At 66.6% G+C, this 12054-nt stretch carries 14 protein-coding genes; 1 reads left to right on the forward strand and 13 read right to left on the reverse strand.

Annotation, left to right across the window (positions count from 1 at the left end; genetic code table 11):
* Window positions 1-2: 2 nt before the first annotated feature.
* The 10 genes from H0264_RS09150 to H0264_RS09195 all read right to left on the reverse strand — a co-directional run bounded on the left by H0264_RS09150 (window position 3) and on the right by H0264_RS09195 (window position 8900).
* Window positions 3-1181, reverse strand: a complete 1179-nt coding sequence (locus H0264_RS09150; RefSeq protein WP_181583563.1) for an MCE family protein — start codon at window positions 1179-1181, stop codon at window positions 3-5.
* Window positions 1178-2359 carry an MlaD family protein gene (locus H0264_RS09155; protein WP_181583564.1) on the reverse strand — a complete coding sequence of 394 codons (1182 nt, stop codon included), beginning with the start codon at window positions 2357-2359 and terminating at the stop codon, window positions 1178-1180. The genes H0264_RS09150 and H0264_RS09155 overlap by 4 nt, the downstream gene beginning before the upstream one ends.
* On the reverse strand, window positions 2356-3453 hold the full coding sequence (locus H0264_RS09160) for an MCE family protein (protein ID WP_181583565.1): 1098 nt from the start codon (window positions 3451-3453) through the stop codon (window positions 2356-2358). The genes H0264_RS09155 and H0264_RS09160 overlap by 4 nt, the downstream gene beginning before the upstream one ends.
* Window positions 3453-4466, reverse strand: coding sequence for an MCE family protein (locus H0264_RS09165; protein ID WP_181583566.1), 1014 nt, complete (start codon window positions 4464-4466; stop codon window positions 3453-3455). Before H0264_RS09165 ends, H0264_RS09160 begins: the two co-directional genes overlap by 1 nt.
* The gene (locus H0264_RS09170) at window positions 4463-5500 is read right to left on the reverse strand and encodes an MCE family protein (RefSeq protein WP_181583567.1); all 1038 of its coding nucleotides are present in this window, start codon (window positions 5498-5500) and stop codon (window positions 4463-4465) included. Before H0264_RS09170 ends, H0264_RS09165 begins: the two co-directional genes overlap by 4 nt.
* Window positions 5497-6729, reverse strand: a complete 1233-nt coding sequence (locus H0264_RS09175; RefSeq protein WP_181583568.1) for an MlaD family protein — start codon at window positions 6727-6729, stop codon at window positions 5497-5499. The genes H0264_RS09170 and H0264_RS09175 overlap by 4 nt, the downstream gene beginning before the upstream one ends.
* 5 nt (window positions 6730-6734) lie before the next feature.
* Entirely contained in the window at window positions 6735-7598 is an 864-nt protein-coding gene (locus H0264_RS09180) for an ABC transporter permease (protein WP_181583569.1), read from the reverse strand.
* Between the two features lies 1 nt (window position 7599).
* Entirely contained in the window at window positions 7600-8418 is an 819-nt protein-coding gene (locus H0264_RS09185; protein WP_231087170.1) for an MlaE family ABC transporter permease, read from the reverse strand.
* A 69-nt stretch (window positions 8419-8487) separates the two neighbouring features.
* Window positions 8488-8676 (reverse strand): hypothetical protein, encoded by a 189-nt coding sequence (locus H0264_RS09190; RefSeq protein WP_181583570.1) that lies wholly within the window; start codon window positions 8674-8676, stop codon window positions 8488-8490.
* Window positions 8676-8900, reverse strand: coding sequence for a hypothetical protein (locus H0264_RS09195; protein WP_181583571.1), 225 nt, complete (start codon window positions 8898-8900; stop codon window positions 8676-8678). Before H0264_RS09195 ends, H0264_RS09190 begins: the two co-directional genes overlap by 1 nt.
* Before the next feature lie 246 nt (window positions 8901-9146).
* Here H0264_RS09195 and H0264_RS09200 point away from each other — a divergent pair, with 246 nt between their 5' ends.
* The gene (locus H0264_RS09200; protein WP_181583572.1) at window positions 9147-9590 is read left to right on the forward strand and encodes an SRPBCC family protein; all 444 of its coding nucleotides are present in this window, start codon (window positions 9147-9149) and stop codon (window positions 9588-9590) included.
* Between the two features lie 197 nt (window positions 9591-9787).
* Here the strand turns inward: H0264_RS09200 and H0264_RS09205 are convergent, their stop codons facing one another.
* From H0264_RS09205 to H0264_RS09215, 3 genes are all read right to left on the reverse strand, one after another.
* The gene (locus tag H0264_RS09205; protein ID WP_181583573.1) at window positions 9788-10408 is read right to left on the reverse strand and encodes a DUF8020 domain-containing protein; all 621 of its coding nucleotides are present in this window, start codon (window positions 10406-10408) and stop codon (window positions 9788-9790) included.
* On the reverse strand, window positions 10408-11160 hold the full coding sequence (locus tag H0264_RS09210; protein ID WP_181583574.1) for a polyadenylate binding domain-containing protein: 753 nt from the start codon (window positions 11158-11160) through the stop codon (window positions 10408-10410). The genes H0264_RS09205 and H0264_RS09210 overlap by 1 nt, the downstream gene beginning before the upstream one ends.
* Window positions 11161-11401: 241 nt before the next feature.
* Entirely contained in the window at window positions 11402-11995 is a 594-nt protein-coding gene (locus H0264_RS09215) for an SACE_7040 family transcriptional regulator (protein WP_181583575.1), read from the reverse strand.
* Window positions 11996-12054 lie beyond the last annotated feature (59 nt).

A 12054-nucleotide genomic window follows, 5' to 3' on the forward strand; every position in this document is an offset into this window, starting at 1 on the left:
TCCTATCGGTTGGGCAGAGGTTGGGTGAGTTCGTCGCCGGTGACCCCCGGCGGCGCGGTCACGCCGTTGTCGGGCACATCCGGTCGCGGCGCATTGGCGGACCCGCGCACCTGCAGCGCCGGATTGCTGGTGACGCAGTAGTTGTAGAGCCGCACCCGGGTATCGGTGGTGACCTCGGTCGGTACCACCGGGATGGTCTCGTATTCGCAGATCGGCCGCGGCCACGGATCGATGAGCGTGTGATACGCCCCGTCGTGTGCCGGCACCCCGAGCGCTTCGGACCCGGCCCGCAGCGCCGGGAACAATGCGGCGATGGCCGGTGCCCGCAGTTTGGCCGCCTTGGTGATGGCCACGAAGTTCGTCACGAGATTCGTCATGGGGTCCTGGGTTTCGCTCACGAACCCGCCGAGCGTCGCCAGTTGGTCCGGCCCGCGTTCCAGCAGCCCGCGCAATTCGGCGTCGGCCGCGGCGAACTGCTCGAACAGCACTCCGCCCGCTCTCGTGAGCGTCCCCAGATCGGGCTGGGCGTGCGCGGTGGTGTCCGCGATGATCTCCAGATTCTCGATGAGCTGCCGGGTCTGCGGCAGCAGATCACTCAGCCCCGCCATGGCCCGGCTGATCCCGGACACCATATTGCGCAGGCGATCCGGGCCACCGGCCAGCGCCTTGTCGAGCTCGTCGATGATCACGTTCAACCGGTCCGGATTCATGCCGCCGATGAAGTCGCTCAGATTGCTGAACACCGACTGGATGGTCACCGGCACGGTGGTGCGCGAGCGCTCCACCACATCACCATCGCGCAGATACGGTCCGGTGTCGGAGTCCGGCCGGAAGTCCAGGTACTGCTCCCCGGCCGCGGACAGCCGCCCCACGGCCACGGTGCCGCCCACCGGAATTCGCACCGCATCCTCGATATCAGCGACGGCGGCGATCCCGTCCCCGGAAACCCGAACCTCCAGCACCCGCCCGATCCGGCTGCCCCGGAAGGTGACGTCATTGCCCGCCGACAGCCCGGCCGAGGAAGCCAGCTCCACCGTCACCCGATAGGTGTGCGGCAGCGGGTTGAAGCGCAGCACATAGCCGCCGATATAGCCGCAGCCGACCAGCAGCACCGCCACCAGGCCGAGGTTCGCGATCGCGATGCGTTTCCGTGTGATCCATTGCCACAGTAATGAATTCATCGACCGCCTCCCTCTTCCGGCGCGGGCTCGGCGGGTGCGTCCGGTGGCGGGGCGGTGGTGTCGCCGGGCAGCCGCGGGGGACTGGTGAGCCGTCCGAAGACCTTCTCCAGCACCTGCGCGAGACTTCCGATGAACTGCGGCACGTCCCCGAGTTCCGGCAGGCGGCTGCCGCTGGGATCAGTCAGCGCGCCGATGCTCAAATACGACACGGTCGCCGCGACGGCCAGTGTCGGCCCGCGCATGCTGGCCAGCAGTGACGGTGTCAGAGAGTGCAATCCGTCCAGCGCCGCGGTGAGCTGATCGCTCTGCGCGAAGCCGGACATGAGCTGCTGAATGCTGCCGAACAGGCTCACGAATTCGGCGCCGGTGGTGTCGCTGAAGTCGCCGAGGGCGCTCATGGTGGTCGATACCTTGGCCAGCAGGTCCACGATCTGCTGATTGTTCTCCGCGAACAGCCCGATCAGCCCCGGGAAGGTGTCGGCCGCCGCGCCGAGTTCGGCCTTGCGCCTGGCCAATTCGCCGGTGAGCACGTCCAAGCCGGTGAGCACGCTGTCGATATCGCCGGTGCGCTGGTTCAAAGCCGCTATGACACCGGTCATTTCGGTGATCAGGTGCTGCAGCTGCGGTGCGCGCCCGCTGAACATGGAGTCCATCTGCGAGGTGATCTTGGCCGCCTGATTGATGCCGCCGCCATTGATCAGCATGGAGATCGACATCATGAGCTGCTCCACCGATGCGCCCGCGGCGGTCATATCGGTGCCGATGGTGTCGCCGTCGCGCAGCTCCGCACCCGCCTCCGCGGCGGTCGGCAGGGTCATGGCCACGAACATGTCACCCAGCGGAGTCCCCTGCCGCAGTTCGACGGTCGTGCCCCTGGGCAGTTTGATGTCCTCTCGGATGAGCATCTGGACGTCCGCTATGAAATTGGTCGTCTTGATGTCGGTGACCACGCCGATATCGGTGCCGCCGATCTTCACGTGCGCCCGGTCCGGCAGATTGAGCGCATCGGTGAAGGCGGCGTGAATCGTGTAGCCGGGCCGGCCGATTCCGGGCTTCGGCATGGGCACGCTGTCCACCGTCACCGCGCAGCCGGTCGCGCCGGTGAGCGCCGCGGCCGTGACCAGCGCCGCCGCGCCGATCCGGCTGCTGCGACCGAGATTGATTCTGCTTCTGGTCATTTCGTACTCGTCATTCCCAATAGCGCTGCGGTGAGCCCGAAGTCGGGGCCGAAGTCCTCGATCTTGCCGGTGCGGCAGCCGTCCACGCGCATCATGACCCGCTCGCAGAACATGGACAGGATCTCGTTATCCAGCAGCACCTTGTCGAGCACGCCGTGCAGCCGCAGCGCCTGATGCTCCTTGCTGGTGGCATTGGCCAGGTTCTGGAACATGAGCGGACCCACGTCCACGATCTCGGTGAGCCCGCGTGCATTCGCCCGCATCTGCTCGGTAATGGTGACGAAGCGCGTGAGCGCCCCCGCCAGCTGATCCTTGTTCTCGCCCACCAGGGTTGCCGTATTGGTGACGAAGGCGTCCAGCTGCGCCAGCACCGCCTGCAAGCCCGGGGCCTGCTCGCCCATGAGGTTCACCAGTTCGGTCAGCCGCCCGCTGAAATCGCGCACGGTCTGATCATTGGTGGCGATGACCTGCGTGACCTCGTTGAGCTTGATGATGGTGTTGGCGATCTGATCCTTGTTGGCGAGGCTGAGCTCGAACGCCGAGGACAGCGCGTCCAGCGTTTCGCGCAGCCGGTCGCCGTTCCCGTTCAGCAGCGGGAACAGCACCCGGCTGGCCATGGGCCCGGTCTCGTTGTCGCCCTTCAGCGCCGCGCCCAGCTGGTCGAAGTTCGCCAGGATCCGATCGAGTTCGACCGGAACCCTGGTGCGCTGCAAGGGGATGTGCGCACCGTCGGCCAGCGCGTCACCGCCGGTGTAGGCCGGGGCCAGCTCCACATGCCTGTTGGTGATCAGCTGCGGATTCACCAGCGCCGCAATGGCATCCGCGGGCACCTTGACCCCGCGATCGATGGACATGACCACCTGCACATAGGTGCCCTTGGGCGTCACCGAGTCCACGGTGCCGACCGGGACACCCAGTACCGCGACCTCATTGCCCGCGTACATGCCGGCCACGCTCTCGAAGTCCGCGCTGATGCGCATGCGATCACCGAGATACTGTCCGGCCCCGAGTGATTCGGGCAGTACAGAACATCCCGAGCCCATCGCCGCCGCGCAGCACAGCGCCGCCAGTTTGGCCACTACTCGAATTCTCATTACCCGCACCCCTGAATCACCTGCGTGGCGCACAGCCAGTTGTCCGGGAAGAACCACGGCGCCCACACCTCGCCGTAGGGCCCGTTGCCGATCACATTGTTGAACTGCCGCAAGGTGACCGGCATGATCTCGTACAGCCGTGAGAGGTTGTCCCGGTTCTTCTCCAGCCCCTCCGACATGGTGTTCAGATCGCCGATGAGCGGGCCCAGCTGATCACCGTTCTCCAGGCCCATCTCCTGCAGCAGCTGCGACAGCGAGGCCACATTGTCGAGCAACTGCTGCAGCAGGGTCTGCCGCTGCTGCACCGCTGCACCGATGGCCTCACCGCGGGTGAGCAACAGCAGCACGCTGTTCTGATTGTCGGACGCCAGCTGCGACACCGTGTCCATGCCTTTCAGCAGGGTGTCCACCTCGTCGCGGCGGTCATTGATGACCTTGGCGAGTGCGCCGACGCTGTCCAGCGCCTGCACGGCCAGTTCGGGGGAGGCGCCCATCTGCTGGTTCACCGTGTCCAGGGCCTGACGCAGCTTGTTCGCGTCGATGCGCTCGATGTGCTCGAAGGAGGACCGGTACTTCGGATCCTGGACGACCTTGCCCAGGTTGTAGGGGACCGTGGTGTTCTCGATGCGAATCCGATTGTCCGGCAGGCCCTCTCCGCTGCCCGGCACCAGATCCACGTGCAGGCGGCCCAGAATCGTGGACATCTTGATGGCCGCGCGCGCATCGGTCCCGAGACGGATGTCCTTGCGCACCTTCAGATCCACCAGCACCTTGTCACCGGCCAGCCGGACCGCCGACACCTGCCCGACCTCGATGCCCGACACATCCACGGTCGCTCCGGGCCGGAGTCCCGCCGCCTGGGCGAACTCGGCCTGAATCGTCCTGTCGCCCAGGCGCGCCTGCTTGAACGCGGTGGAGCCGACCAGCAGCAGGACCACGAATCCCGCCGTCAGCACACCCACTCGCAGATACCGGTTGCCGAGGAATCCCGGCAGCCGCGGTCGTTTCCTCATCGGCACACCTCCGATTGCGCATTGCCGCCGATCTGCGAGAACAGACCCGGCGGGAGCAGCACGCCCCACAGCGACACGTCCAGCCGGCACAGATAGGCATTGCCGTAGGTGCCGTAGCTGCTGAAGCGCGCGACGGCATTGAGCACCTCGGGCAGCTCGACGGCCGCCTGATCCAGGGACGCGCCATTGAGCAGCAGCAGGGCGACGCCGGCGGTGGCGTCGATCTGCGCCTGCGCCATACCGGGTTTCACCTGCCGCAGAATGTTCACCAGCGAATCCGTCGCGGAGGCAACGCGATCCACCGAGCCCTTCAGCACCTCGCCCTGCGCGTAGAGCGCCTCGGTCAGCGAACGGGTCTGGGTGATCAGGGTTTCCAGCTCGCCGCTGCGATTGGCCAGACCCGCCATCACGCTGCTCAGATTGGCGATGACATCGCCGAGGATCTGATCGCGCTGCCCGAAGGTCGACGCCAACTGCGCGGCCTGCGTGATCAACGCGCTGAGTGAGACATTGTTGCCCTGCAGCGCCTGAATCAGCGTCTCCGACAAGGAATTGATCTGATCCGGTTGCAGCACGCTGAACAGCGGTTCGAACCCCGACAGCAGCGCCGACACGTCGAAGGACGGCTCGGTGCGCTCGATCGGAATCTGCCCGCCCGGCTCGAGCGGCACACCCGCCTCCTTGCCCGGCATGAGCGCGATATACCGCTGCCCGATCAGGTTCTGATACCTGACCAGCGCCTTGGTGGAGGTGGTCGGATGCTGGTCGGCCTCGAGGCGGAAATCCACCCGGGCGCGGTAACCGTCGGTGAAGTCGATCTTGTCGACCCGGCCGACCCGCACCCCCGCCATGCGGATGTCGTCACCCACCCGCAGACCCAGCACATCGGAGAAGACGGCCGAATAACTGTGCGTCGCACCGGGAACCGAGCGCTGCAGCGTCGACCAGATCATGTAGGTGAGCGCGATCGCCATCGCCGCGAACAGGCTGAAACCCGTGAGCGCCCAACCCGATCGAAAACCGCCGGACTTCATTTGCCGCCCTCCGCCTCGGCGGGCACCAGGTAGCCGCCGGCCAGCACCGGGCCGAGCAGCAGCGCCTGCGCCATGGTCGGCTGACCGCCCACGACCGCGGCCACGGCTTCCAAACCGCGCAGCTGTTCGTACGATGCCGGAACCTGCTGCGCCGGAGCCACTTCCGGAACGGTCGAACCGCCGCATCGTGGTCCGGCGAGCTCGCCGTAGCGCGGGCAGTCCTCGGCCGTGTACTGCTGGAACGGCGTCAGGGAGACGTCCATCTTCCACACCATCTGCTTCTTCGGGCCGAAGGTGAACACGCCCTGCAACCGCTGCAGCGCGGTATTCAGATTCGCGATCGCGTACGGAATGGCCTGCGGATCCTGGGCCAGACTGCCGAACAGCTGATCCAGGCCCGCGACGAGCACCTTGCCCGAATCGGGGTTCGCGGCGAAGAGGCTGTTCACCGAATCCACCGCGGCACTGCCATTGGTCAGCAGCGCAATGAGATTCGCGCGCTGCTCGGTGAGCGTGCGCGCCGTCGTCACCGACTTCGACAGCAGCCCGACGAGTTCCGGTGCGGACTGGCTCAGCGCCGTGGCCGCCTGGCCGAGATCGCCGAGCAGATTGCCGATGCCGGGCACCGAGTGGATCTCGGTGAGCCAGGTGTCGAGCCGCTCGATGGTCGAGCCCGGCACCCGTGACTGCGGATCCAGTGCGGCGGACAGGGTTCCGAGCACGCGCCCGAGCTTCTCCGGCTGGATATTGTCCAGGACGGTGCGCAGCACATTCAGCGTGGTCTGCAACTGCACCGTGCCTTCGCTGGTGTCCTCCGGAATGGTCGCCCCCGCGCGCAGGCTCTGCTGGGTGGGCGCGGTGTCGACCAGCTCCACGGCGGTGACGCCGAAAATATTGTTGGGAATCACGCGCGCGGCCACCGATGCCGGAATCGTCTCGGCGATACCGGGTTTCAGGGCTATCTCCGCACGCTGACTCAGCCCCTTGGCCACCACCTCGACGGATTCCACGCGCCCCACCACCATGCCGCGGAACTTCACGTCCGCCCGCGCGGGCAGGCCGTCGCCGGTGCTGGTGAGCAGTGCGGTCACCGGCACCTTGTCCTCGAAGCGCCCGGTGTAGCGCAGGCCGAGCAGGTACAGCAGCAGCGCCACCGCGCTGATCAGGGCCAGCCCCGCGAGCGTGAGCTGACGGGCCGTGGGACCACGGCCGCTGGGATCGAGAATCATCGCACCTACCCCGAGATCCGGAAGCCGGGGTCGATACCCCAGATAGCCAGGGTCATGAACAGATCCGTGAAGACCACCAGGACGATCACCATCTTGATGGCGCGCCCCGCCGCCACGCCCACGCCCTCCGGGCCGCCGGTCGCGACATACCCGTAGTAGCACTGGACGAACGTCGAGATCATCACGAACACAATGACTTTGAGCAGCGACCAGAACACGTCCGGCCCCAGCAGGAACTGGAAGAAATAATGGTCGTAGGTGCCGGAGGTGGTGCCGCCGAGAATGAGCACCGACAGTTTGGTCGCCAGATACGCGACGCCCAGCCCCACGCTGTAGAGCGGCACGATGGTCAGCGTCGCCGCGATCATGCGGGTGCTCACCAGATACGGAAGCGGCCGGATGGCAATGGATTCCAGTGCGTCGATCTCCTCGGAGATGCGCATGGACCCCAGCTGTGCGGTGAAGCGGCAGCCGGCCTGAATGGCGAAGGCCAGTGTGGCCACGATGGGCGCGAGCTCGCGCGTGGTGGCGAAGCCGGAGATGGCGCCGGTGAGCGGGCTCATGGTGAGCAGGTTGAGCGCGGTGAAAGACTCCATGCCGACGGTGATTCCGGCGAAGCCGCACAGCGCCAGCACCACGCCGATCGTCCCGCCGCCCACGATGAGCGAGCCATTGCCCCAGCCCACATCGGCGGTCAGTCGCAGCACCTCTTTCCGATAGTGCCTGAGCACGAAGGGAATAGCGAACAGCGCCTGGAAGAACGTGATGGTCTGATGCCCCAGCCGCTGATTGGCCTGCACCGGAACCGCGAGCGCATTGCTCACCACGCGAACGGGTTTGAGTGCCGGGGGAGTGTAGGAGCTGCTCACCTCAGATCACCTTCGTCGGCAGCAGCGTGTTGTAGAGCTGGGTGAGAATGATATTGACCGCGAACAGCATGAGCGCCGAGCTGACCACCGCCGAGTTCACCGCATTGGCCACCCCGCCCGGACCGCCGTGCGCGTGTAATCCGGTGTCGCAGGCGATGATCGCGGTGATCACCCCGAAGATGGCCGCCTTGACGAGCGCGATGATGAGGTCATTGGCGACCGCGAACGAGGCGAACGAGCCGATGAACGAGCCCGGCGTCCCCGACTGCGCGTACACATTGAACATGTAGGCCGTCGCGAAGCCGACGAACACGATGAACCCGCACAGCAGCATGCTCACCAGCACCGCCGCCAGCAGTCGCGGGGCGACCAGCCGCCGCACCGGATCCACGCCCATGACCTTCATGGCGTCGATCTCCTCCCGGATGGTCCGGGATCCGAGATCGGCGGTGATGGCCGAGCCCACCGCGCCCGCGATCATGAGCGAGGTGACCAGCGGCGCACCCTGCCGGATGATGCCGAGCCCGGCCACCGCGCCGATGAAGGTGGTCGCCCCGACCTGATTCACCAGCGCGCCCACCTGAATCGACACCACCACCGCGATGGGGATGGCCACCAGCACCGTCGGCGCGGCCGACACACTGGTCATGAACGCGCACTGCTTGATGAACTCCTGCAGCGGAAACCGCCGCCGCACCAGCGCGAGAACCAGCTGCCGCACGGCCTCCCGACCCAGCAGCACCTGCCGCCCCAGCGTCTCCAGCGACCGCTGCGGATGCCGCTTCCACAGTCCCGCAACGCTTTCGGTGATCCGCGCCAGCTCGCCGCTTTCCGGCGGCGGTGGCCGGTACCCGGTGCGCGGTCTCTCGGTGATGGTCACATCGCCCCCTCAGGCCAAGTTCTCGAGATACTGCTGCAGCAGCACGAGCCCGAATCCGAGCGCCGCGATCCCCGCCCCGACCGTGCTCAACACGGCGGCCCAAAGTGCCACGCGCAGAACCGGATTGACTTCCATGCGCCCACCGAGCACCTTCACCCCCATGACGAGGAGGTCGATGAGCCAGACCAGCGCCATCATTACGCCATGCACACATTCGAGAAGGTGAGGACCGGCCAGCACACGATGGATCCGAGGAACGAGATCAGCACGTCCAACCCGTGCATCTGCTTCAAATGCGAAGTGTGCGTGAGGGTCCAGACGATCCCGATGAGCCCGTACGGGATGCCCAGCAGGATCAGCGTCCCGAGAAACTCGGACACCTTCATCTCATAGCTGAGTATGCGATCGAGCCGTTTGAGCATGGAGATTCCTTCCGTGGCCGCCGTCGTTGGCGCCGGCGGACTGCCGCAACGCGGTATGTTACCGATCATTCTCGTCAATGGAAGGGTATTGACAGTTTTAGCCACCGCATAAGTTATGGAGCATTCACAGTGTTCGGATTGCTGGCCGTCGCTCCCGGTGCGGCCGAACCGTGATCAGAAAACCCTCCCGCCCCGCCCCGATCTCGTAGGCTTCCACCGGGTTCAGGGCAACAGATCGGAGCCACCATGCGCACAGTGCACGTCCAGCGCACCATCGAGGCTCCCCTCCCCGACGTCTTCGACTGGCTCACCGACGCGACCAACTACCAACGCGTCCCCTTCGTCCGCCGAGTAACCCTCGTCCGCCCCGGCCACACCACCGGCCACGGCGAAGGCGCGGTCCGCCTCATAGTCACCCCCCTGCTCCGCATCACCGAGGAGATAGTCGAATACACCCCACCCACCCTGATGCGCTACTCCCTCCTGAAATCCGTTCCGCCCCTACGCCATCAGGAAGGCCACATCTCCTTCGAAGAGGTCCCCACCGGCACCCGAGTCCACTGGCACTCCACCTTCGAACTGGCCTCCCCGATCCTCCCCGCCCTCTGCACCCGCCTGTTCCTCCCCGTGGTCCGCGGCGGCTTCCTCCTCGTCCTCCGCACCGCGGAACGAGAACTCAAAGGTGAATAGCCGGGTCGATCCACGATGATTCACCGGCCGCCGGAGACTCGATCCCAGGGCGCATGGCCCGGGCCGGGGTGCTCTGACCCGGCAGTTGGATGAGCGCGAAGGCGTGCGGGGTGAGGCGGCGGCCCGGTCCCCCCGGCCGGAAACGCCAGTGGCGCAGCCGGATCGAAATCCGACTGCGCCACTCTCGGGTCTATTGGTCAGGGCTGACCGGTGAAGTAGGCGATGCCCGCGTCGAGGAGCGGCTGCCCGCCCGCTGCCAGAAAGCCAATGCCTGCACCGATTCCGATGCCGAGGATGGGCGGCAGGATGAAGATCCAGAACGGGATGGTGATGAGGCCGCCGATGGCGCCGCCGATCATGGCTCCGAAGGTGCCGCGCTGGACCTGCTCGTCCCAGCGCTCCTTGGAGGTGGCGACGTCCTGCAGCGCTACCGGGGCGGGCGCGCCGATGGGGCGCAGGGTGAGGGTCGCGCCCTGATCTTGGATGGTGGGGGCGAGCGCAATATCGCGTTCTGCCGCATGGATTGTCAGCGGCAGCGCGCCGAGGACGGTGCCGTCGTTCGCGGTGACCGTTACCGCAGTGGCATCCGAGGTCACCGCGAAAGTGGCCGAGTCCAGCGTCGTGGTCACACCGTCGCGATTCGGGGTGAAATGCGCGAAATACCCTGTGCCTCCGGCAGTTCCGTGGATGGAGTAACCGGTCTGGTTGTCGGTCTGTGCCGGTTCCGCCTGGGCGACGCCGACCGTCGCGCCGATGACGGAGACCGAGAGCACCGCCACGGTGGCGGCTTTCAGCGCCGTTCCGAGCCGCTCGCGCATCACCGCAGTCCGCCCTGTCCGGCGCCGATGATGGCGCCCGCGATCATGCCGGTGCCACCCCAGGTGATACAGGTGAGGGGTGTCAGCATGGCGCTCAACCCCAGGGTGATGGGGGAGGTGACGATCTGGAGGGTGGATCCGGCCGCGCAGCCGATCACCGCGCCCTGGACCGCGCCCGCCACGGCTCCCGCGGCGACACTGTCGGCGCGGCTCGGCGAGAGGCCGACCGAACGCCCGAACCGCGAGATCTCGGATTCCGGGCGGGCGAACGAGGAATTGAGACCGTCGATCTGCTCGGCGGACAGCCAGTCCGGTGCGGCCATCTGGATATCGCCGGCCCGCAGCACCCGGGCCACGGGCACGATCTCGGCGACGTCAGGAGTCGGCTCGGGGGCGTGCAACTCCTGCGGCTGGATCGGGGTGATGTAATCGCGCTGTGGGACCTCGCGAATCGGGGCATAGTCCGATTCGGGGGCGACGCCGGCTCGGTCATCCGCGGGCGACACATGGGTCTGCGCGGGCGGAGTGCGCACGGCGTCGGCCGAATTGGGAGGTGTGACGCCCGGCTGCTGCGGGGTGGTGTTGTTCTCCGGTGCCGTATTCGGATTGGTGACGCCCGGCTGCGGTGCGATGAACGCGGGTGCCGCCTGTGCGACCGCACTACCGGTGAATACCGCCGTCATCGGCAGTACGCCCATTGCCGCGCGTGCGGCGAGATGCTGGGACTTGGTTTGCCTGCGGTGTTTCGCCACGCGAATCCCCCGACCTTTCTTACTGATTCCCGACCACGCGCACCCGAATGCGCCGCCCGTGGGCGGTGTCATTAGCCCCGCGAATATTCGCCGAGTCAATCGGTGATCGTGTGCGCGTGTCAAACGCATCCGTCTGCCGTGAGGCGTGGATCACAGAACAATCACGCAGGAATAGGCGATCGGCGCTGATCGAGCCTCGCGCGCAATCGGTTCCATTCCGGAGTGCCACCAGCTGAGGTGGTTACTCCAAGGCGGCCAGGGCCATGCGGCGGAGGATGGGGCGGGCGCTCTTGGCGGCGGTGGCGGGGGCGCTGTGCGGGGTGGAGTTGATGAGGCCGAAGGTGGCGTGGGCTTGGACTCGGGCGGCGGCTTCGGGGAGGTCGGGGTGGAGGTCGCGCAGGGCGGTTACCCAGACTTCGACGTATTGGCGCTGGGTGCGGCGGACCTGGCGGCGGGCGGTGTCGGGGAGGTTCTCCAGGTCGCGGTCCTGGATGCGGATGAGTTCCGGCTCGCCGAAGGCGAAGTCGAGGTGGAAGTCGACCAGGCCCTCGAGGGCCGCGGTGGGGGAGGCGGCTTCGGCGGCTACCGCTTTGCCGCCGTCGAGGAGGCGTTGGCTGATGCCCACCAGGAGTTCGACGAGGAGGGCTTCCTTGTTGGGGAAGTGACGGTAGACGGCCGGGCCGCTGATGCCGACTGCCGCGCCGAGGTCTTCCAGGCGCATGCCGAGGAAGCCGCGGTCGGCGATGAGACGGGCTCCCGCGTCCAGCAGTTGCTGGCGGCGCTGCGCTTTGAGCTGTTCGCGACGCGTCGGGGCGATGGTATCGCTGCTGGTCACCGCCGCTCCTCTCGTCGATCCTGGACAACTCAGTTAGTGAAGATTATCTTATTTTCCAG

Origin of the sequence: Nocardia huaxiensis (genome assembly GCF_013744875.1) — a bacterium.
Lineage (GTDB): Bacteria > Actinomycetota > Actinomycetes > Mycobacteriales > Mycobacteriaceae > Nocardia > Nocardia huaxiensis.